Below are 22854 nucleotides of genomic sequence, written 5' to 3' on the forward strand. Positions count from 1 at the left end.
TGAAATGCCAATGGAAATACCGAGTCTCGCCACAATAAAACGTCGGCTTGCAAAGTCTATTGCGTAAAATCAACTCTCATGTGACGCGCCGCGAAGCTCGGCTCATTCGCCCATATTTATTACGGCTCCCGATCCAGATTCCCGCTACAGAGGTCCAGCCCTCAGCTTGCGTATTTCTGCTCGCGCCGTCCCTGCGCGAGAATTGCCGCCACCTCTTCCCGCGTCGCGGGCTTAACAATGTGGTAGTCGAAGCCGGCGGTTTCCGACTTTTCGCGGTCTTCCTTGCGCCCATAACCGGTCACCGCGATCAGCAAGGCATCACGGGTTTCGGGCATTTCGCGTAATTTGGCGGCCAGCGTATAACCGTCCATTTCAGGCAGTCCGATATCGAGCAGGAACACTTGCGGAGGCTGCCGCCGCGCCGTTTCCAGTGCCTTGTCGGCGCGATGTTCGACCGTGACACGATGTCCTTCCGCTTCCATCAGGACCGCAAGGCTGCGCGCCGCGTCGATGTTGTCATCAACAATCATGAGTTCACACGCTACCGTTGGACGCTTCGCATGTACCGCCGCTTCCGGCTTCAGCGCACCGACCAGGTCCTGCATTGCGAGGCGCGGCAGGCGCACCGTAAACAAACTTCCCCGATCTGTTCCTTCGCTGTAGGCGTCGACGCTGCCACCATGCAGTTCGACCAGGCTGCGTACCAGCGCCAGCCCAAGTCCGAGTCCACCTTGCGAACGATCGGGCGAGCGTTCGGCCTGGGTGAACAGTTCAAACACATGCGGCAACAGGTCGGACGAAATGCCGATTCCCGTATCCCGGACGCTGATGTCGACCGTATCGGCATTCAGGCCGACGGCGATGATGATGTCGCCGCCTTCGGCGGTATATTTGGCGGCGTTGTTCAACAGGTTGGACACGATCTGCACCAGGCGCGTGCGGTCGCCGGTCACATAAGCGACTTCGCTCAGCGGGCCGATCTTGAGCATGTGCTTACGCGACTGGATCAGTGGGCGCACCTGTTCGACGGCTCCCGAGATGACCTCGGCAGTACTGACCGGCTCGCGCTCCAACGTCACCAGTCCGCGCGTGACGCGCGAGACGTCCAGCAAGTCGTGGATCAGACTGGTCATGTGATCGACCTGGCGGGTGATGATTTCACTGGTGAGGCGCACACGTTCCGGGTCGGGATGCGCCATCTTGAGGATTTCCGCCGCTGTGCTGATCGGCGCGAGGGGATTCCTCAATTCATGGGCGAGCATCGCAAGGAACTCGTCCTTGCGCCGATTGGCTATCCGCAATGCTTCTTCCGCTTGTTTTCGTACCGTTACATCGAGCATGATGCCGCGCATCGATTGCGGATTGCCCTGATCGTCGCTGATGATTTTGCCACTGGCTTCGACCCAGATGAGCGCGCCCGTGTCGGAGCGGATCATCCGGACCACCTGATCGAAATAACTGCGTTCCCGGACGGCCTGATTGATTGCTTTGCGCAGCGCAGGCAAATCCTCGCGATGTACGGCATCCCATGCGGCATTGTCTGCCATGGTTGCGATGCCGAAAATGTCGGCGGCATTCGCTGAAAAGCGTAGCTGGCCGCTGCCGAGATCCCAATCCCAAACCGCCATGCGTGCAGCAACTAGGCCCTCGCGCAGACGCTCTTCGCTTTCACGTACGGCGCGTTCGGCACGTTCTATCTGCGAGACATCGGTATTGGTGCCAAACCATTGCACGATCCGCCCTGCCCCGTCCCGCAGGGGCGCGGCCGACGTGAAAAACGGCCGGAATTCGCCATCCGCGCCGCGCAGCGGAAAAGTCATCTGGAATGGCTGTCCGGTGTCGATACTTGCCTGCATGCGTTCGATCACGTGTGGCAGCATTGCCGGGTCATGCACCGACTGCCAGCCCAAGCCTTCCATCTGTTCGGGTTTGGTGCCGGTATATTCATACCAGCGATCGTTATACCAGTGGATACGTCCATCCGAATTGGCGATCCACGCAAGCTGGGGAATCGTATTGGCCAGTTGAAGAAATTTTTCACGCTCCCGCTGCAATTCCGCATGTTGTTCGTACAGGCGATCCAGCATGTGGTTGATCGATCCGGCGAGACTGGCGATCTCGGTGCTGCGACCGGGTTCGGCACGCTGTCGGCTAAAGCCTTCGCTGACCACGCTGCGTGAAAACGCTTCCAGCTTTTGCAGGTCCTTGGTCAGTTTGACTGCGAGGCGGGAACCGAGCACCAGCACCGTGCCCGCCAGTGCCAGCGCAATGATGAAGATTGTGGCGAATTGCGGTGCAAGGTCCGCAGCCGAAGTCTCGCGCGGCGGCTCGACGATGTGGAAATTCAGATGCTTGAAGACGGGCGGCGAGTTGACCGCTACCTTGACTGCAGGAATGCTTGTGCGCGTCGTCGCGGGTGCCGCCGTACCCCACGCCAGCCGCGCCATGTCATTGGGTTGCAAGTCGCGCAAAAGTATTTTGTAGAGTAAGGCACCTTCGGGTGTTTGCGTCCGCGCATACACCAGCAGTTCAACGCCGATCAGTTCCGGCCCGTTCGGCCCCTCGATAATGTCCGCGCCGCGCCGGCCGCTGTCGATATGACGCACCAGCCACTGCATATCCCTGTCAGTGAATTGCGCAATGCTGTTCCCTGAAATTTCCTTGCCGGAAAAATCGGTAAAGAGCACCTGTATCGGCACCCCGTTGATCTGACGGATGCTGTTGAGATAGGGCGTGATATAGGTTTCGCGGCCCGCGCTGTCGACCAGCCCGGTAGCCAGAATGCTGCTGTTGGCGACTTCCGACAGGCGTGACGAGATTGCGTGCAAGGTGGAGCTCATCGTCGCAGCATGAAAATCGACTTCCTTCTGCGAAAGAATATGCATCGCCGCGCCATGTTGCTGGGTGACCAGCCACCACGAGGACGCAGTCGTCAAGATCAAAGCAAACGTCGCCAGTGCGGCGCTTGCCAGGGCAAAGCGCCGTGCGAGGCTGCCGGCGGCTGGTCTACGGAAAATCATGCATCACTTCTTCGTCGGCACCAGCACACCATCGTGCCGGTAGCGGGCCATGATCAGTTCACCCGGTCCGAGCGCTTCATGCCGGGTGGGCGTGAATGGCGGTTTGTAGCGCTTGATCAGACCGCGGTATTCCGGTAACCGCTCCAGCGCGTCGCGTACCGCCGAGCGGTCAGCAGTACCGGCAAGATTGATGGCGCGGGCCAGGATATGCATCATGTCATAGGCGTGCGCGACACCGACCGGCGCATTGATATCGTCCACCTTGCGAACATCCGATATCTTCGCCGCGGTACGCATGAACTGGTTCAGCGGCTGTTTGTCGGCATTAAAGAAGCTGAAGGTCTGGATGACCGAGAAGTCAACGTCGTTGAGCGCGGGGCCGGCCTGCTTGACAAATTCGCCACCGGTGATGCCCCAGTGACTGATGATGGGAATGCGCTTCTCCGGCGGCAGGGCGGCGACTTCGCGCACCAGAACCGCCGCTTCATCGTCGTTGGCCACCAGGATCACGGCCTTGGCGCCTGCATTGTGCAGCTTGTTGTATTTATCGACAAGGGTCGTGTCACGCCAGTTGTACCACGTGGTCTGGACGATCTTGGGACCATCCACGCTCTCCAGGTACTTTTCCGCGGCAGCCAGGTTGCTCCGTCCCCACGAGGTATTGGTCAACAGCAGTCCCACATTTTTGAAGCCGCGCGCCTCCGCGCTTTTCAGCATGGTCGGCATGGCAAGGCTGTCGCGCAATGACAGCCGGAAAATATAGCTTGGCTTCATGCCGTTATCGACAATGACGTCGGCCGAGGACCAGACCGCCATGAACAGCAATTTTGTCTCGCGCAGCTTGGGCAGTTGTTCGATGATGACCGGACTGAAGCGTCCACCAAATACCGCGACCACATTTGGCATGGCAGCGAATTCTTCGATGTTGCGAATTCCACGCGCCGGCATCGAGCGATGATCCTTTGTCAGGATTTCCAGCGGCCTGCCACCCAGCACACCGCCCGCCTCATTGATTTCGGTGACCGCGACACGCACGCCGAACTCGACTGCCTGGGCCGAGGTGCTGTTGGCAAGCCCGAATTCGCCATCAATGCCGATGATGAGAGGCGTTTTGTCGGCGGCTTTGCCTGGCAGCGAGAAGGAAGAAACCATCCCGCCAAGGAGGGTCAACGCGAGGATCTTCCTGCGCCGGGCATCGGCTTGAAATGTGGAATCAGGCATGGAAACTCCATCGATTGAGAATGCAGGCCATGATACAACCAAGGCTTACATAAACTCTTTTCCAGTCGTAAAGTACGTTGCCGGCGTGCAATGCGGACTGCATCTGGTCCAGGGTGCAACCCGCGCAGCGAACCAGGATTGTGCATGTTTTCAGACCGCATTATAGATGCGGCGAGGGCAGCGTTACGTCGTCCCGGAAGTCGTAATACGTGTCACGTGTCCACCGCCTGCAGGAATGCCAGGAATTGTTTGTTGAACCGTATGGCCTGCTTCGCGCGGGTCATGGCAACATAGAGCAGATTGACCTCCTGCTCAAAATCCATGTGCCCGGTACGATTCGGCTTGCCCCTTTTATCTACCAGATCATGGAAATCGTCATCGAGTACCACCTGATCAAACTGCAAGCCTTTTGATCGGTGCGCCGTCATTAACAGCACATGCGCCTCCTCGGGATTTTCACAGGCATGGAGCATCACCTGTTCAATCAGACCGGGCAGTTTCTCCCGGTACCTGATGACAACGGACACGAGGGACAATATCTCTTTGTCTCCGGAGTCCCGACCATAGGTTGCCAGCGCATCGAAATCGGGGAACTCCCGATAGAAGCTGTCCTGTACCTGTTCTTTCTTTTCGATCCACATGCTGTAGACATCCCGCAATTTCCCGAACAGGTAACTCTGCAGACCACCGACGAAATGGATCTTGTGCTGGCCAAGCATCTGAATGGCTTGCGCAAAAACGCCGGCGTTGGTACGACTGATGATGGCAAAAGGCCGGGAATAATCGATATAGTCAGGCCGGGCTGCCATCCGGGCACGTCCGACGATGACATGGTTTTCACCTTTTAAACAGGTCAGGAGCGTCGTTGCAGCGTTGGCGACCAAGGGGCCGAAGCGCATGGACTGCGTGAGGTAATGCTGCTCTGCCTCGGGCAGCAAATCCATGACATTGACATTCCCCCTGAATCCATAGATCGCCTGGTGCTTGTCGCCGACTAGCACCTTCCCGCATGCCTGGCTAAAGACAATATCCGCCGTAACCGGATTGGTATCCTGTGCCTCGTCCAGCAGGATGACATCGTAGCGCTTCGACAATACTGGCCGGGAAAGCTGAAACAGCTTCAGGTAACCATCATGGGGCAAGGGGATCGGCTTGTTTTGATCCGCCATATCGTGCCACAGGTGCTGCGCGGCACCGACGATGCGCTGGCGATCCGTCAGGGCGAGTTCGCTCGGCACATGATCCAGCCCGACGGATGCATTGGCCGAATACATGAAGCTTTCAATCGTCTTGACGAGAACATCTGCCACAGCGAGATTAACGTCCGTGTAGTAACGCATGATGTCGGTCGGGCGCAGTTGTCCAAGCTTGTGCCTGAAGCGATGACCAAAGGCACTATAAGCCAGTGAATGAATTGTTTTGCAATCGACATTCTCCGGAAAGGAGTCCGCGGCCTCGGTCGCCATGGCCTTGTTAAAGGCAAGATAAAGGAGGCGTCGTCGCGGGCGTGCGGCGGCATACCCGCGAAGAGTTGTGGTTTTGCCAGTGCCGGCGAACGCGTTGACGACAACGCTGGCGGCCTGACTGTTGATGACACCGGTTTGCTCGTTCGTGAAATCCATGCCTGCATTGTAAATGGGCCAGGCGTGCCACGTTCACCACCCGATCAACGGAAAGTAATTGCGCCGCAAAGCCCACCCGGACCAGCAATGACAAGTCAGGCGATGCCCTTCAGCCAATCCAGGACATCGCGCTGCACTTCCTGGCGATTGGTTTCATTCAGCAGTTCATGGCGCGCGCCATCGTAAAAGCGATGGTCAAGGCGTGACATGCCCAAGGCCTTGTAACGGTCGAGCAAGACTTGTGTCGACTGCAGGTTCGCGCCCACCGGATCCAGTGCGCCTTGAATGACCAGCACCGGTAATGCCTTCGGAATGCGCGCCTCACGTGCCGGATCGCGTAATGCGGCCATGCCTTGGAAAAAATCACTGACAAGTTCATTGCTGAACGAAAAACCGGCCTGCGGGTCTTGCTGATATTTTTGAACCTCAGCGGGGTCGCGGCTCAGCCATTCGAATCCCGGCTTGCCGGTGAACGGCTTGTTGAAGTCCGTGAAGAGCCCCGCCCAGAATTGGGATGGCTCGAGCGGTGCGGCTCTGGTCGCTGCATGGAGAGCCGTCAGGAGTTCCGGCGGTGGCGCCGGACTGTATGCGGTACCGCTTAGGATCAAACCGTCAAGCTGGCTTGTGCGGGTGATGTAGTCCTGGGCGATGAAGGAGCCCATGCTATGGCCGAACAACACCAGTTTTGCTTGCGGATGCTGCTGTCGAATGATGTGGCTGAGCGTTATTTCATCGTCGACAAAACGGTTCCAGGCGTCCGGACCGGCGTCGCCGAGTTGGCCGGAACGGACCCGGGTTCGTCCGTGCCCGCGATGGTCGCTTGCATAAACTGCATAGCCCTCATTAACCAACGCCTCGGCAAAGCGGTCATAGCGTCCGCTATGCTCGGCTGCGCCATGGATGATCTGCACCGCGAGCCTCGGCGTGGCGGCTTTTTGCCATTCCCGATAGTGAATCTCGGCGCCGTCCTTCGCCCGGAATGAAGACCAAGCTTTTTTCCCTGTCGAGCCACCGGTCACGGTCGCACACCCACTCGCCAGGATCGATAGACCAGCCATCCCGGCTGCCGCCATCCATGTGCATCCCTGCACGAAATCTCGCCTGCCATGATGCATGTTCGTCTCCGTTATCGTTAGGGAAGTCACATTGTTGATGAATTTGAGATCCTGGGCTTGATGTAAATAAAGCTTGAAGTCGTGTGGAAATCCGCTGTCATCACACCAAAACGCTTTCGTCCACTGTCCACAATGAACGGTCTGTCAGCTACAGCCTGGCTCTGACTAACGCAGACAATTCCGCATCCTCAATAACGAGCGGATTGGTTCGCATGCTTCCACCGCGACTGCCAGCTACCACCCGGTCAATATCCGCTTCTCCGACGCCAAAACTTGCAAGCCGCGGCAGATTCAAACGTCGTGTCCAGTCCCGTAATACATCAATCAGTTGGTCGCCGGCGTCGCTGTCAGGCAAGGTGGGATCATTCGTGAGTAAGCGACCGGCATCGGCATACTTGCGCAGGGCTGGGGACCGTGGTGCCCGCTCGCGTAAAGCGCGAATATTGACGGCCGTTGCTTCGGCGACCAGCGTGCCGCATACAACGCCGTGCGGTATCGGGAAATATGCGCCAAGCGGCGACGCGAGACCATGCACCGAACCCAGTCCCGCTTGCGCCAGCGTGATGCCGGATAACATGGAGGCATAGGCCAAAGCTTGCAATCCGTTTGCCGCATCAGGATGCCCTGCTTCCCATGCGGGCCAGAAGCCATCACGGAAGGACGCCAGGCCCGACATCGCGAGCGCATCGGTAAATGGGCTCGCCTGTGTTGAGACCAGTGATTCGAGCAGCTGCGTAAAGGCATCCATGCCATTGGCAGCGATCAGGTCTTTCGGACAGGAAGCAAGCAGCGACGGATCGATGATCGCAATGCGTGGCACCAGCAGGTCATGGCGAAACGATTTCTTGAAGCCTTGATGGCCGCGCACGCTGAGCACCGCATTCTTGGTCGCTTCACTGCCGGTGCCGGCCGTGGTCGGAACCGCGAGCAAGGGAACAGCAGGTCCGGTGTAGGCAAGGCCCTTCCCCACACCTTCCAGATAATCCATGACCGAATTGCGCACGTCCAATAGTCCAGCGATGGCTTTGGCGGCATCCAGCACGCTGCCGCCCCCGATGCCGATCACGAGCCCGATACCGGTTCCGCCAAAACGCGCGGTAGCCGCGTCCACCAGTTCGGGGGAGGGTTCATCAATGACTTGCAGCCATTCCCAACTGATACCGTGCCGCGCCAGTCCGGACTGCAGTGCACTCCAGTGCGGCGTCGAAATGAAAGACTTGCCACCGGTCACGAGCAAAACTTTCGTGGCAAACTGTACTGCCACGTCGGGGATTTCACCGATGCGGCCCGCGCCAAAACGGATTTCCGGCAGGCGCGCAACAGAAAAAGCAGAGAAAGCAGAAAAGGTATTCAAGTGTGACATCGGTGTGCTGGCAGGTAATCGACATTGATCGGGCTTGTCACTATACCGCGAGACGCAGAATCGTTTCGGCGCAGGTCGGCAGTGAGAACACCGGCGCGCTTTGCCTGTCTGAGGAAATTGCTGGTACTGTTTCAGCTGGACACACGTGACGGGACAACCGTCTAACCGCGTATTGACGCGACTAATGATAGGAAAACCATGGAAGGCACCACCCTGAAAGACAACAAGGACGCAGGTCGTTATGAATTGATAGCCGATGGCGAAGTCGTGGGCTTTGCCCAGTACCGGATGTCGGGCGACACCGTAACGATTACCCATACCGAAATCGATCCGGCGCATGAAGGCAAAGGCTATGGCTCCGCGCTGGCAAAACAGACGCTAGACCGGCTGAAGGCAAACCGGCAGAGTCTCATTCCCGCATGCCCGTTCATTGCAGGCTATGTCGGCAAACACCGGGAATACGCTGATCTGGTTGCCTCCTGAAAAGGCGATGAACCGGCTACGCCAGGGTAATGTTCAGCGTGTTGTCGACAAGACACGCGCTGCCTGCGGCGTTGATCACCATAGTTATTCCGACTGGCACTACTCCGTGACGATTGACGATTGGCGATCGCGCCACGCTGGGCGGTTCAAGTTCTCTTTGATCCCGCAGCAGACTTATTCGCCTCCGTGATCGTCCAGTAGTAAAGGGTTTTACCGCCGATGCGTTCTTCGCGTTCCGGCGGCCATTCCGGTCCCATATCGAAATCATGGGATACGACGCGGGTACCGACTTTCAATTGCCTCCACAACATGGGCCTGATCTTGCGATTGACTTCGGGAAGCAGGTACAGGGTCACGACGGTGGCTTTTGATACGTCAGCCTTGAACAGGTCGCCCACACGGAAAGCAACCCGGTCTTCCACGCCCGCCTGTTTGGCATTTGCCTTGGCTTCCTCAATGCGTGTCGGATTGAGATCGATTCCAACGCCAGTGGCACCCCGCTCTTTCGCGGCGGTGATGACGATACGCCCATCTCCGCAACCAAGGTCATACAGCACGTCGCCCTTTCCGACCTTGGCCAGATCAAGCATACGGTTGACGATTTTAGGGGGAGTGGGCACATAGGGAACATCGAGCTTGGGTCCGGTCTGAGAACGTGCCTGCGTATGCGCCGTCCCGAGCAAGGCGCACACCAGGCACAGCAGAAAAGTCGAAAGTGGTCCGCGTTTGTAAGAGATCGCGTGAAAGGGGGATCGAAGCAGGTGCATGGCGCTACTCCTTTTCTGAAATGGAAGAAAGCGATGAAGCCTGTATGCCTGACTGCATACCGGATGGGACTGAACGCATTCGCGAGCCGGAAGGAAAGCGTCGCATCAGAAGCAGAAGAACAATGCCCATGAACAAGACGGCAATGCCTATCCATGCCGCATTCCAACCACCAAGTTCCTGGCTATACACATACGACAGGCTGGACCACAGCATGAACGCGCATGTGACGCAAAACATCAGTGGCAACAGCGGATAGAAAGGGACGCGGAAGGGTCGCGGCGTATTCGGTTCGCGCACGCGAAGGACGATCAGCGACATCCCGGACAGGAGAAAGAACACCCAGAATACCGGCGCGGTAAATTCCACCATGGATTTAAAGCCGTTGCCGACCAGGCCGCCGATGAACAGCAGGCACAGCGCAGCAATGCATTGCACCCGCATCGCTGTTGCCGGGCTGTCGCGATGCGGATCCCAGGCAGCAAGTCGTCCCAGTATCGGCCAGTCGCATGCCAGTGCATAGCTGGTTCGCGCACCGACGATCATGGTCGCATTGATGGACGTCACTGCGGATACGAGTACCAGCACCGCAATGAAGCGTTCCCCGCCGGCACCAAAGGAAGACCGCATCAGATCTGCCGCGACCGTGTCGGACTTACCCATGGCTTCCATGCCGAGTCCTTTCCAGAACGCCCAGACCACCAGCAGATACAGCATGGTAATAATGACGATGGAGGCAGTAAGGGCCGTTACCAAATTGCGCTTGCCATCCTTGACTTCCGCGCTGATATAGGCGGCCTCGTTCCACCCCCCGAATGTCAGGAGAACTAACACCATGGCCATTCCAAACGAAGATGTCGCCGGCATCGTGACCGTGGCACTCTCTTCCCGGAGACCACCGGCCACGCTTGCTGCGATGACGATGGCCAGCAAGCCAAGGACTTCAAGCACGGTAAGCCATGTCTGCGTCACTGATCCGGCGCGAATGCCGAACAGGTTGATCCACGTAAGGGCGATGACGCATGACGCCGCGTAGACTACCGGTCCCCATTTGTTTCCCACACCGCCGAGTGGCAGCAAACCGTGCAGATAATCTCCGAAGACAAATGCCAGCAAGGCGATCGATCCAGTCGTAATGACCGAGAGCCGGGCCCAGCCGAACAGGAATCCGACAGAACGGCCATAGGCGCGCACCAGGAAGTGATAATCTCCACCGGCATGCGAATAGGCGGTGGTAAGTTCCGCATAGCAAAGAGCGCCGACCAGCGAAACAATGCCGCCGAGAATCCATGCGCCGAACATCCATTCGATGCTGCCCGTCATGCTTGCAACCAGCGCCGGGGATTTGAAAATGCCTGCGCCGATCACTACGCCGACAATCAGCGTGATCGCCTCGAACAGACCGAGTGTCGGACGGGGCAGCGCCTGTGCTGATGCTGAGGCCGCAGCCGAAGACATGAGCGTCGGCGTGGGGTCTGCCATGTCAGTTCCCGGTACCTGGATCGTCGCTATTGACGAAATCAGCGCATCGGGCTGATGTGGACGTGCGGAAGACTTGTGTGAGCTGCATCATCTTGTGCATGGCCATTTTTTCTGATTCGATGAACAGGAAATAACGCATTCACGCGGAATCGACTACGTTGCAAGGCTATCCAGGGCACTCTGCCCATTAGGCTTTGCGAGATGCTCGCTTCTGTAAGGTTCGATCAGCTTCATCGCACCATGATATGGATCAGAGCCTCGTGTATTAAGGCAACGCGTTATGCCGCCCCATTACCTTGTCAATCAGCACCGATATCTTATTCGCGCGGAATCAATCATGGGTTTCATGCATTAATCATTCTGATGAAAACTTTTTCCCCTATCCATGACTTAAAACGGTCAATTTTGTCCGGTTATGCGCGAAGCGGACAATTTTGTCCTATAATGCCCGCATGACCAAGCTCCGATCCGACGCCGCGGTACGGCGTGACCTGATACTGGATGCAGCGGACGCAGTATTTTCCGAACATGGCGTCACCGCACCGCTTGATCTCGTAGTCGAGCGCGCAGGCGTCGGGCGGGCCACGCTCTATCGCAATTTTCCAGACCGCGGCGCGCTGATGGAGGCGCTGCTCGAGCGCAACTTGCAGGCGCTCGAAGAGCATGCGACAGTGCATGCGAACCGGGATGATCTTCTATTCCTGCTGTTGGAGCGCATCGCGTACCGTATCGTCGAATCCCCTGCGGTAACGGATTACTGGCGCGCGGTCGGCTATGATCATCCGATCATGGACGCAGTGCGCGGGCGGGTGAGCCGCATCTTTCGGGCTCCCGTCGCGCGCGCCATCGATGCCGGCCTGTGCCGGCCGGACCTGAGCTTGTCCGACATTTCACTCATTTCCGGCATGCTCGGCGCTGCCTTGCGTGGCCGCTCGCCTGGCAACCGTAGGCAATTGGTCAAGCGCGCACTGGACCTGTTGCGCGACGGCCTTGCCGCGCCTGTGGCCATGGAGCGCTGAATGGTGCAATACCTCAAGCGCCCGCCAGAGTGGGAGGAACACGAAAAGCCATCACTTCCGGGTTCCGCCTCGATGCCTTGGCATCCGCCCTGGGTCCGCCTTGCCTATGCCTGCGTCGCGATTCTGATCGGCATCACCGGCGGACTCGGCAGCGCGCTGGTGTCGGTGAACCTCCCGACAATCCAGGGTCACCTGGGCCTGACGCCATCACAGGCCGCATGGCTCCCGGCGGCCTATGTGATGGTGAATGTCACCGCCAACCTGCTGGTGTACAAATTCCGCCAGCAGTACGGCATGCGTATGTTCACTGAAATCGGCTTGGGTCTATATGCCGCGCTTACACTGCTGCACTTGACGGTCGGCAACCTGGAAACCACCCTCATCGTGCGCGCTGCCAGCGGCCTGGCCGGTGCGACATGCGGCACCCTGGCCATGCTGTACATGCTGCAGGCGCTGCCAAGGCAATATACGGGCAAGATGCTGGTCGTCGGCACCGGCATCAGCCAGCTTGCGACGCCGCTAGCCTGGCTGCTGTCGCCATCGTTGCTGGACTTGGGCGAATGGCATAACCTCTACCTGTTTGAAGCAGGACTCGCGCTGTGCGCGTTCGCCGCGGTCGTGGTACTCAAGCTGCCGCCCGGCATCCATATCAAGGTGTTCGAGCGGCTCGACTTCCTGACCTTCGCACTGGTTGCGCCAGCCGTGGCCATGATCGTCGCCGTCCTGGCGCAGGGCTACACGCATTGGTGGCTCGATACTCCCTGGCTTGCGTACCTGCTGATCGCCGCCATCGTGCTGCTGACTATTGCTTTCCTCATCGAACACCACCGTCGCAATCCCCTGATCCAGACGCGCTGGCTGCTCAATGGAAGCACCTTGCGTTTCATTCTCGGCGCTTTCCTCATCCGCTTCCTCACCTCCGAACAGACCTACGGTGCTGTCGGGATGTTGCGCATGCTGGGCATGGGGCCGGACCAGATGCAGCCGCTATTCGCTGTCATCATGGCAGGAACGATTTGCGGCATCGCCGCCAGCGCGCTTACGTTCAGCCAGAAAACCATCATCCCGCAGATCCTGGTGTCGATCCTGCTACTCGGCATTGCCGCCCTGCTCGATTACGGGCGGACCGGTCTCGATCGCCCGCATGATTTTTTCGTCAGCCAATTTCTGGTGTCGGTCGGCGCCGGCATGTTCATGGGTCCACTGATCATGATCGGTATCATGCAGGCGCTCAAGCAAGGGGCCGACCATGTCGTCACGTTTTCCGTGGCGCTTTCCATGACGCAGGCCTTGGGCGGTTTCGTGGGAGCGGCGGCGTTGAGCACTTACCAACTGCACCGGGAACATGTTTATTCCGCGCAAATCGTGTCTAGTGTCGATCCGACCAACGCCATTGTGGCGCAACGATTGCGCCAGCAACAGCAGGTATACGGCGCGACCATCACCGACCCGACGCTGCGCAACGCGCAGGGTACTGCCCTGCTTTCACAGACAGCGCGGCGCGAGGCGAATGTGCGGGCCTTCAACGATGTCTTCGCCCTGAGCGGCGTGCTGGCCCTGCTTTTCCTGATCTGGTCGCTTGTCCTCGCCGTTCGCGCGGCGATCCTGAAAAGGAATGCCGCGCCGCCTGCCGTGGAGGCGCCCTCCGGAGCCGACGTCAAGGCGAGCACCACTTAATCAAACCAATCAATCAGTATGAGCAATTTGACCGAACCGTCCCGTGAAGCTTCAGCATCCGAAAATACGAATCCGCCGGTCCCTACCGACTCGCACGACGAAAGCCCGTCGGCCGTCGCGCCGCCGCCGCCCAAGAAGATCAAGCCCAAGCCGCTGACCGTCGTGCTGATGGCCGGCCTGGCCCTGGTCGGCATCGCGCTGATTCTATGGGCATGGCATCTCGGCCCGTTCAACACCCCGGTGGTCACCACCGACAACGCCTATGTGCGAGGTCCGATCACGGTACTCGCGCCGCAGGTGAGCGGCTACATCGACAAGGTGCTGGTGAAAGATTTCGATCATGTGAAAGCCGGCCAGCCGCTGGTGCACATCGACAACCGTATCTACGCCGAGAAAGTCGCGCAGGCGAAAGCGCAGCGCGACAACGCGGTCGCCCAGCTCGCCAACGCCGAGCAAACCCAGGCGCAGAATCTGGCTTCACTCGGCGCGTCGCGCGCCAATCTGGCTGCGGTAGAAGCCGAGGTGGCGCGCGCCAAGGCGGAACTGGCGCGGGTCGAAGAACTGGCGGCCAAAGGTTCCGTCTCGCTCAACGAGCGTGACAAGGTGAGGACCAACGCACGACTGGCTGCGGCCAATGTGCAAAAGGCCAAGGCCGATATCAAAATCGCCGAAGAAAGAGTGAAGGCGACCAAGGTATCGCGCGCCGGGCTGGACGCTCAGGTGAAGATGGCCGAGGCGCAGCGGGCGCTGGCGGAAATCGATCTCGCCAACACCGTCATCCGCGCTCCGCGCGACGGCCAGGTCAGCGAGGCATCGGTACGCCAAGGCCAATACGTGGCCGCGGGTTCGCAATTGCTGTTCCTCGTGCCCGATGCGATGTGGGTCGTCGCCAATTTCAAGGAAACGCAGACCTACGGCATGGGCGTCGGCCAGCGCGCCAGTTTCACGGTCGATGCGCTCGACGGCGCATCCCTTACCGGGCGGGTAGAAGAAATCGCGCCGGCCACCGGCTCCGAGTTCAGCGTGCTGCGCCCGGATAACGCTTCCGGCAACTTCACCAAGGTGGTCCAGCGCCTGCCAGTGCGCATTGCGATCGACCCGGATCAGCCGCTTGCGCAGCGTTTGCGCCCGGGCATGTCGGTGATTGCCAGGGTGGATACCGCTGGCGGCCAGGAGCGTGCGCGATGAATCTCCGTTCTTCGTGCACGCGTGCGATGGCCGCTGCGATGATCATCGCGCTCGCCGGTTGCATGCCGGCCCATCGACAGGTGCCGCCGCTTTCCCGCGTCAATGTGCCCGCGGGCTGGCACGAGGCGGCCCCCGGCAATGCTGTAATCGATGTCTACTGGTGGCGCACATTCGGCGATACGAGCTTGAGCGAGCTGGTGGAGGCAGCGCTCAAGCGCAATACCGATGTGCTCGTTGCCATGGCCCGCGTGGATGAAGCCCGTGCACTTGCGCAGGTGGCCGATGCAGCACGCATGCCGGCGCTTAATGCAACAGCGGGAGCACAGTCCGGCCGCACGTTGGGCAGCACCGGCGTCACGGTCACCCACTCGGTGCAACCGGAACTACAGGCAAGCTGGGAAGTGGATCTGTGGGGCCGGCTGCACGATCTAGCAAAGTCTGCAGCGCTGCAGTATCAGGCCAGCCAGGTCGAACGCGATGGCGTCGCGCTGGCTGTCGCGGCTGCCACCGCACAATCGTATATCGGGCTGCTGGCGCTGGATGAGCAACTCCGGATCACGAAGGCAACCGCCGCATCGCGTGCCGAAGCTTTGCAGCTGGCGACCGACCAAGCCCGGCTTGGCTATACCTCGCAACTGCAGTTGACACAGGCCCAGTCCGAACATGAAGCGGTACTGCAGGCCATCCCACAGCTCGAACTGGCCATTCAACGGCAGGAGAATGCGCTGCGGCTGCTCATCGGGGAAACGCCAGGGGATGTAACTCGCGGCCATCGATTCCAAGCTCTGCAATTGCCGCCAGTAGCGCCGTCGCTGCCTTCCGATTTGCTCAGCCGGAGGCCCGACATCGTCCAACAGGAACTGCAGCTGGCTGCGAGCGATGCCAGCCTCTCGTCGCGGCGCGCGGCGTTTCTGCCGCAAGTTGCACTGAGCGCCAAGATCGGAAGCCTTTTTAGCAATGGGATCGACTACGACCCGATTTCGGTCTGGAGTATTGGCGGCAGTATTCTGGCGCCGATTTTTTCCAGCGGCCGCCTCACCGCGCAAGTGGATGCAGCCGCTGCGCAGCGTGATCAGGCCGCCTACGCTTACCGCAACGCGGTACTGACTGCATTCAGCGAAGTGGAAAATGCACTGACTGGCGTGTCTCGCCTGCAAGCGCAGATGGAACACTCCCAAAAAAGACGCGAAATCCTTGCGCGCACGCTGGAATTCGCTCATGACCGTTACCAGGCTGGCTATGCCTCCTACCTCGAAGAGCTGGACGCACAACGCAACCTTTACCAAGTCGAGCTTGATGCCGTTACCATCCGCCAAAGCCAGCTGAACAACGTCATAGCGCTCTATCGTGCTTTGGGTGGCGGATGGTCGATTCGGCCAGAGAACAAGGGAAAATTCGTCGGTTAAGATCCGCCTTGAAGTTGAAATCAGATAGCTTGTAAAGACTTGCTGTTCATAAATTAGTCTATGCATGGCAATTGTCATTCAACAGGCGACTTGTGTAGGGTTCTGGTACTCTGGGCATAGCTATATTCCATGTAATTCCCTATTGCAATCTTTGGGAGAGCAACGTGACATCAGGCCGTGACCAAATGCCCAACTTCGACAGGCTGTCGATTACGTCCCGCCGGATGCTTGAGATCAAAGAAAATATTCTCGCCGAATGGGAGAAAAGAACACGCGCAGCTTTTAAAGACGCCAATGAACTTCGCCATCCGGTCTTCATCAATACCATTCCTTCCTACTATGACAATTTGGTTGAGGCGTTGTCACCAGAATATCCAAGGGACACGGCAATATCGTCGTCCACATTGGCCAGCGAACATGGCGGCGAGCGTGCCCGCCTAACCAATTACAGCCCTGAAGCGCTGGTGCTCGAATATCAGATCTTCAGGGCAACCCTGATCGATATCGTGAGTGAGAGCGGCATACCGTTGAGCGTCGAAGAACTTCGGATCATTAATACATCGATCGACGATTCGATCAGAGAAGCCGTTACTTCGTTCTCCCTAGTGGTATCAGCATTGCGCGAGCAGTTCGTCGCCGCCCTTACGCACGACATGCGCGGGCCGCTTGGCTCGGCCAGTATGGCCGCTGAGCTTATTAGCCTCACCACGGATTCACTAAAAACAAAACAACTTGCTGACAGGATCCGCGACAACATTGAGCGAGTCGATAGAATGGCCCAGGGACTGCTGGATACGATGGTTTTTGATCGCGGTGAGAGACTGCGGCTAAAGCTGTCTCATTTCGACGCGCGTGAGGTGGCAGTCGAGGTGATCCAGGATTCCACACATACCCACGGCGCTCGTTGCGACATTATCGGCGAATCGGTTCATGGATGGTGGGACCGGGATGCCTTGAAAAGAGCATTGGAAAACCTAATAGGCAACGCCCTGAAGTACAGCGTGCAGCGCTCCCGGATTACCATCAAGCTTGATGAGTCCCATGGACGTTTGGTAATGTCGGTGCATAACGACGGCAATCCAATTCCAGTTGAAGAGCAGGAGTCAATCTTTCAGATATTTAGACGGGCAAACGATACGAAGCAAGGCAAGCAAAAAGGCTGGGGCATTGGTCTTCCCTATGTGCGGGCAGTCGCGGAGAGCCATGGCGGCAGCGTTGGTATTGATAGCGCAACTGAGCGGGGGACGACGTTTCTCATTGATATCCCGATCGATGCTCGACCTTTTCAAGAAGCGCCGGCTTTCGGACAAACAGCTTGAGTGCTGATTGGCGGTACGCAGCAACCGAGAGGGGGCCTTGAAAGACAGGCCCGCGCCAGGTTGACCGGGCAAGACTCAGCGGACCTGAATGTGCCGGGCTGCCCTACTGCATGTGGCCAGGCTCGCCTTCCAGGATCAGCTGGTACATGCCATCCTCGTCCGGCCCGAAATAGGCTTTGGCGAGATAGAAGGTCTGGCTGTTGACAGGAAAGGGTTCGGCGATCGGCGGCATGTGCGGCAGTTCGAACAGGCCAAGATCTGTGCGTGCGCCGTTGGCGCTTTCATGGAAGACTTGTACTTTCATTGAGGGTCCCATTCATTGATGGATGGCGTTGGACGATTTGGAGCTGATCCTGGCCTGGCGTACAAGGCAAAGATCAAGGTGCAGCTGTACGGCAATACCAGATCCGCTCTAACCATAGAGTCACGAGTGCGATGACAGTTTCCACATTCGCCTCGTCATCGATTTCATGTATTCATTGCAGTCAGGAAGCAATGGGCTCGCAACGCACCGCATCACCTACTTGCACGATGCCACCCCATACGATGCGTGCAGTAAGCCCGCCATGCCCGCGCATGGCGTTGTAGCCGCCCGGCCCAAGCACTTCTTCCATACGCGAACATGGCTCACATGGCCCGGTGATCGTCAGGACGACATCCGTACCAATGCGCAACAGGAAGGGCTGATCATTAAACAGGCTGCGCGTGGCAATCCGGTTAATGCCAGACACAATGAGGTTGCGCCGTAACAAGCCCGGATCGACGCGCTCAAGACCGCACAATGCGGCAACCACCGGCAGGTGTTCCTCCTGGATCAGGGTGACCTGTCGCTTCCCGTTCCCGTTCCCGCCGCCGCGCAAGCTGACATGATCGCCATCGAGCCCCTGCCCTGCCACGGCCAGCACTTCCTTGACCGATCTGGTCTCGGACCGACGCGCGGGGCGCACCAGGATACCGGTGACCGTTCCCGTACGCGGGAAGCGGCTGACCAGCTCACGTAACTGCATGGCTGCTTTCCGCCTACTCAACCGGCACGGTTTCCCAGGCATTGACCCCCGCCTTGCGCAGGGCTTCCTGCTGAGCCTGGTGATAGGACCGGCCACCGAGCCAGAAGATCAGGGCGATCACGGTAAAGGCCAACTGACCGGATGCCAGCCACAGCACCGAATGCGAGAGAAAAGGTGCCACCACACCGGAGACGACCGCGGCCAGCATGGTTTGCGTAAATGACTGACACGATGCGACCAAGCCCCGTATCTCGGGAAACAGATCAAGCACCAGCAGCGTGACACCGGGCGCGACAATCGACATGCCGAAGGCATAGAAGAACAGCGGCGCAACCGACCAAGGCAGGGCCGGCGGAAAGAATGCATGGTAAAGCACATTCACCACGCCGGCGCCGATCAGGAAGCAGAACCCGAGGATGACTTGCCGTGGCACCGTCATATTGCCTGCAAGACGGTTGACCGTCAGTGCTCCCAGGAAGATGCCGCCCACGGTAGGAACAAACTGCCAGCCGAACTGGTCCGGACCCAGCCCCAGATGCTGTGTGATGAATACCGGCGCGGCCGCGACATACAAGAACAGACCCGCGAAATTGAAGGCGACGGTGCCGGCTTTCAGGTGAAATATAGGCGAACCGAATACCCGTTTGTAGCTTCTAGCCAATGCTTGCGGGCTGAACGGCTGGCGCTTGTCCGGCGGCAGGGTTTCCGGCAAGCGCTTGTAACAGCACCAGATCAGGATCGCGGTATAAAGGAAAAGAAACAGAAAAATCGCCCGCCAGTCGCGGATTTTGACGATCCATCCACCGAGGATGGGGGCTATCGCCGGGGCAACCGAGAAAATCATCGTGACCAGCGACAGCAGCTTTGCGGCCGGCGGGCCGGAATAAAGGTCGCGGATGATGGCGCGTCCGATCACCACACCGGCACCGGCGGACACGCCCTGCAGAATGCGGAACGCCCACAGATATTCGACGCTGTGCACGGCGGCACAGCCCAGTGACGCCACGCAGAATACGGCAAGCGAGCCGAGGATGATGTTGCGCCTGCCGAAGGCATCGGACAGCGCGCCGTGCCACAGGATCATCACTGCGAACGAAAACATGTAGGCGGTGAGCGTCTGCTGGACTTCGATCGCGGTCGCGTTCAGGCTGGCCTGTATGCTTGGAAAGGCTGGCAGGTAGGTGTCGACGGAAAACGGGCCGAGCATGGCAAGCGCGGCCAGCAGCAGAGGTAGTCCGCGCCAGTGCGCTACAGCGGAACCGCCAATGTTCGCGGCGTCTTCTTCGGCGCGCCGTACCGTGTGCTGTGTTCTTTTCATCGCTGGCTCTGGAAATTCATTGGCGACCGGACTGGCGCGGCAGGCCTTTCGCGTTCACTCTGGTCGGACTTGAAGCGGCCTCAATTGGTTCAGCGGGCTCAGCAGGTTCAGCGGATTGGGCCGCTGCGCGGACGTCATCGCCGCGGTGCATCCACGCGACTCAATCTCGATCCACCCAGTTCACCCGTTCAAACTTCCGGTAAAAGGCTTCCGGCATCGGCACCACTTTGGTCTGCTTGTAATTGAAAAACACGAAGCCCGATTTGGCCATCGCCACCAGTGCGTTATCGCGGGGACGCGTAATGCGAAACATGATGTCTCCGCCATATCTGTTGAGGTCCATGATGCCCACCTCGAACAATAACTGGTCACGCGCATGTGCCTCGGTGCGGTAAGTCGTTGCCAGATCGGTCACGATGATGCCGACACTGTCTTCCTGTGTTTCTTCAATCCTGAAGTCATACAGGAAACGCGCACGTGCTTCCGAGATCATGGAGATCATCGAATCGTTGCCGAGATGATTGGCACCGTTGATATCGGTGACGCGAACCGTCAGGTGGGTGGAGTAGTAGAACTGGTCTTCCGGAAATTCGAGCTTGAGGCGGGCCATTATGATTTTCTTAACACGGAGCAGAGCCGGATGCGGCTTTCATACATCTACACGCATGTCAGCGTTGATTCCTGACATCACCCAGCATTTTACCCGTTCACCGTTGTTAAGGTATGGACACGGTTAGTGTGCCGTTCAACGGCCGGAAGAGCTTTGCGTTTCCCCTGTGCGCTTGGCGTCCGCCGTGTTCGGCGCCTTGTTTGGCGGTGGTGCAACCGGCTTCTTGCCTGCTTCGGCCAGCAGTTCCTTGCATGGCGCTTCTTCGCCCGGACCAGGATTGATCAGCGCCAGCAGGGCCGCTACCGGTGCCGCAATCGTTCCCAGTGCAACCGCTGCGCCCGCCTTCAATGCGACCACGCCTTTGTCGATACCGACATCGGGATGTTTAAATGTGCCCTCGACATGCAGCGGCGAACGCAGGGAGATGATGCGGATGCCTTTGCTCTCGGGCCGGATCTTGAGCTTCATCTCTTCGGTATCGAAATTGATATGGCCATCCACCAGGATCGTCGCATCCTCGGTATCGACGACAAAGGCACGCGTTTCCATCAAGCCATCCTTGACGCCGAAATCCGCGGCTAGGCAATTCAACTGGACCTGCCGGTCGCCGAATACCTTTGCAATCACCGCGCTACCGACATTCAGCCCCATCGCTTCAAGAATGAATTTGCTCACGCTGCCCTGCGTCACCAGCGATTTGACTTCGCCGTCGGCGGAGGCCATCAACGTGGCGATCGAATTACCTTTTGCCGTCAGCTTCGCGTCGCCGTTCAGTTCACCGAGGCTGGCCTGCATGGATTCGACTTTGGGAAACATCTGCTTGATCTTGAGCCCGCGTGCGGTGACGTTCATCCGTGCGTTGGCCGGATCGTTGCGGCCATCGATACTGAGTTCGGTTGTCAGTCTGCCGCCAGCCACGCCGAAGTTGAGTGGCGCCAGCGACAGCACGCCATCCTTCATGTCGATCTTGGTGAACAGGTTATCAATAGGCACGCTTTCCGCCCGGACGATCTTGCGCCCGGTGAACTTCACCTGCACGTCCATTTTTCTCCAGCGCTCCGTCTTGAAAGGCGATACCGGCAACACCTTATCCGGCGGCTGCTTGACATCGGATGCATTCTTTTTCGGACCATCCTTGTCGCCCGCGCCGATCAGTTCACCGAGGTCGCCAAGATCGAGATAGTTCGACACGACCTCGCCAGTCAGCGTCGGACGCGGCTCCTGCTGATGATATTCCAGGGTACCGGCAATATCGCTGGAACCGACCTTGCCCTTGAATTTCTCATACTTCAGCCGCATCGCGCCGGGCGTCAGGTTGCCCACGAGGCGACCTTCGGTGGAGAACTTCGGTGTGGTCGGCAACAGGACGCCGCTCAGTGGAAACAGGTCGGCCATGCTGGCGCCGAGAACTTTCATATCCAGTTCGAGCGCACTCAGGTGCGCCGGTTCAGTCAGCGTGCCATTGGCGGTAATCGTGGTCTCACCGACCTTGAGCAAGGCCTGCACCGGGAATTTGACGTTCTTCTCTTGCAGGGACAGCAGGCTTCCCACCTTGCCGTTACCGCTGACCTTTTCTTTATTGAATTTTCCGCTTGCATTGAAGGTGACGCTCTGGTCCTGGTCGGTATCTATCCGCACCGCGACATCGGCCTTCTTGCCAGGGTCGACATAGCGGACATTGCCTTCGCGAATCGCCAGGTCCTGTACCTTGAACTGCCACTTCGATTCTTCTTCATCTTTCTTGGGAAACGTCCAGTTGTTCTGATCGCTGTCTTTTTCCTGTTCAAGATTTAATTTGGCCTGCGAAATCGTGAGTGAATGCACGACGATGGTCTTGCGCAGCAGTGCCAGTAAATTGATGCCGAAATCGACCTGGCCGATGCGCGCCATCTCCGGACCGGTTGTTGCCCAGTCAGGATTTCCCAGCACGACGTCCTTGGCCTGAAAATGGGGCCAGGGCACATATCGTCTCCAGCCTTGTTGCTGGTTCAGCGGCCTGGTCCAGCTGAGCGACAGATCGCCATTGATCGCAAAGGACCGCTCGGTCGCCTCGCTGACGCGCTCATTGATCCAGGGCTTGGCACGGTTCAGGTCGGCATGCGACAGCAGCACGGCGACCAGCGCCAGCAGGACAATGATCCCGGCGAGGATGCCAAGGGCGATTTTCGGTGGGCGCGTCATATCGATATGATCGAACTGACAAGCCGTAGTTCTCGGGCGGCGATTTCTCTGGTGGTTG

18 protein-coding genes are annotated in these 22854 nt (G+C 58.5%); 6 read left to right on the forward strand and 12 right to left on the reverse strand.

Annotation, left to right across the window (positions count from 1 at the left end; translation table 11 throughout):
• Positions 1 to 161: 161 nt before the first annotated feature.
• From ASE07_RS07695 to ASE07_RS07715, 5 genes are all read right to left on the reverse strand, one after another.
• Positions 162 to 3020, reverse strand: coding sequence for an ATP-binding protein (locus tag ASE07_RS07695; RefSeq protein WP_057290235.1), 2859 nt, complete (start codon positions 3018 to 3020; stop codon positions 162 to 164).
• A gap of 3 nt (positions 3021 to 3023) precedes the next feature.
• The gene (locus tag ASE07_RS07700; protein WP_200960900.1) at positions 3024 to 4241 is read right to left on the reverse strand and encodes an ABC transporter substrate-binding protein; all 1218 of its coding nucleotides are present in this window, start codon (positions 4239 to 4241) and stop codon (positions 3024 to 3026) included.
• 212 nt (positions 4242 to 4453) lie between these two features.
• Entirely contained in the window at positions 4454 to 5863 is a 1410-nt protein-coding gene (locus tag ASE07_RS07705) for a UvrD-helicase domain-containing protein (RefSeq protein WP_057290236.1), read from the reverse strand.
• A 95-nt stretch (positions 5864 to 5958) separates the two neighbouring features.
• Positions 5959 to 6978, reverse strand: a complete 1020-nt coding sequence (locus ASE07_RS07710; RefSeq protein ID WP_057290237.1) for an alpha/beta hydrolase — start codon at positions 6976 to 6978, stop codon at positions 5959 to 5961.
• Positions 6979 to 7126: 148 nt separating this feature from the next.
• A complete protein-coding gene (locus ASE07_RS07715; protein WP_200960901.1) occupies positions 7127 to 8332 on the reverse strand; it encodes an iron-containing alcohol dehydrogenase in 1206 nt (401 codons plus the stop codon).
• A gap of 207 nt (positions 8333 to 8539) precedes the next feature.
• Here ASE07_RS07715 and ASE07_RS07720 point away from each other — a divergent pair, with 207 nt between their 5' ends.
• Positions 8540 to 8824: a GNAT family N-acetyltransferase gene (locus tag ASE07_RS07720; RefSeq protein WP_057290239.1), complete on the forward strand. Its 285-nt coding sequence runs from the start codon at positions 8540 to 8542 to the stop codon at positions 8822 to 8824.
• Positions 8825 to 8970: 146 nt separating this feature from the next.
• Here ASE07_RS07720 and ASE07_RS07725 read toward each other — a convergent pair whose 3' ends face one another.
• Entirely contained in the window at positions 8971 to 9591 is a 621-nt protein-coding gene (locus ASE07_RS07725; RefSeq protein ID WP_082584006.1) for an SAM-dependent methyltransferase, read from the reverse strand.
• 4 nt (positions 9592 to 9595) lie between these two features.
• The gene (locus tag ASE07_RS07730) at positions 9596 to 11071 is read right to left on the reverse strand and encodes an APC family permease (protein ID WP_082584007.1); all 1476 of its coding nucleotides are present in this window, start codon (positions 11069 to 11071) and stop codon (positions 9596 to 9598) included.
• Positions 11072 to 11523: 452 nt separating this feature from the next.
• Between ASE07_RS07730 and ASE07_RS07735 the strand changes: the two genes are divergently transcribed.
• The 5 genes from ASE07_RS07735 to ASE07_RS07755 all read left to right on the forward strand — a co-directional run bounded on the left by ASE07_RS07735 (position 11524) and on the right by ASE07_RS07755 (position 17680).
• Positions 11524 to 12090, forward strand: a complete 567-nt coding sequence (locus tag ASE07_RS07735) for a TetR/AcrR family transcriptional regulator (RefSeq protein ID WP_057290240.1) — start codon at positions 11524 to 11526, stop codon at positions 12088 to 12090.
• Entirely contained in the window at positions 12091 to 13767 is a 1677-nt protein-coding gene (locus ASE07_RS07740; RefSeq protein WP_057290241.1) for an MFS transporter, read from the forward strand.
• A gap of 18 nt (positions 13768 to 13785) precedes the next feature.
• Positions 13786 to 14955, forward strand: coding sequence for an HlyD family secretion protein (locus tag ASE07_RS07745; RefSeq protein ID WP_057290242.1), 1170 nt, complete (start codon positions 13786 to 13788; stop codon positions 14953 to 14955).
• On the forward strand, positions 14952 to 16361 hold the full coding sequence (locus ASE07_RS07750; RefSeq protein ID WP_057290243.1) for an efflux transporter outer membrane subunit: 1410 nt from the start codon (positions 14952 to 14954) through the stop codon (positions 16359 to 16361). Before ASE07_RS07745 ends, ASE07_RS07750 begins: the two co-directional genes overlap by 4 nt.
• Before the next feature lie 164 nt (positions 16362 to 16525).
• A complete protein-coding gene (locus ASE07_RS07755; protein WP_057290244.1) occupies positions 16526 to 17680 on the forward strand; it encodes a sensor histidine kinase in 1155 nt (384 codons plus the stop codon).
• A 103-nt stretch (positions 17681 to 17783) separates the two neighbouring features.
• On the opposite strand, the gene ASE07_RS07760 is transcribed toward ASE07_RS07755, so the two are convergent.
• The 5 genes from ASE07_RS07760 to ASE07_RS07780 all read right to left on the reverse strand — a co-directional run bounded on the left by ASE07_RS07760 (position 17784) and on the right by ASE07_RS07780 (position 22796).
• Positions 17784 to 17984 carry a hypothetical protein gene (locus ASE07_RS07760; RefSeq protein ID WP_057290245.1) on the reverse strand — a complete coding sequence of 67 codons (201 nt, stop codon included), beginning with the start codon at positions 17982 to 17984 and terminating at the stop codon, positions 17784 to 17786.
• A 181-nt stretch (positions 17985 to 18165) separates the two neighbouring features.
• Positions 18166 to 18687 carry an MOSC domain-containing protein gene (locus tag ASE07_RS07765; protein ID WP_057290246.1) on the reverse strand — a complete coding sequence of 174 codons (522 nt, stop codon included), beginning with the start codon at positions 18685 to 18687 and terminating at the stop codon, positions 18166 to 18168.
• Between the two features lie 13 nt (positions 18688 to 18700).
• On the reverse strand, positions 18701 to 20005 hold the full coding sequence (locus ASE07_RS07770; RefSeq protein ID WP_082584008.1) for a multidrug effflux MFS transporter: 1305 nt from the start codon (positions 20003 to 20005) through the stop codon (positions 18701 to 18703).
• Positions 20006 to 20165: 160 nt separating this feature from the next.
• Positions 20166 to 20615, reverse strand: a complete 450-nt coding sequence (locus ASE07_RS07775) for a thioesterase family protein (RefSeq protein ID WP_057290247.1) — start codon at positions 20613 to 20615, stop codon at positions 20166 to 20168.
• 135 nt (positions 20616 to 20750) lie between these two features.
• A complete protein-coding gene (locus tag ASE07_RS07780; RefSeq protein WP_057290248.1) occupies positions 20751 to 22796 on the reverse strand; it encodes an AsmA family protein in 2046 nt (681 codons plus the stop codon).
• Positions 22797 to 22854: the final 58 nt, after the last annotated feature.

Origin of the sequence: Noviherbaspirillum sp. Root189 (assembly GCF_001428545.1) — a bacterium.
Lineage (GTDB): Bacteria > Pseudomonadota > Gammaproteobacteria > Burkholderiales > Burkholderiaceae_D > Noviherbaspirillum.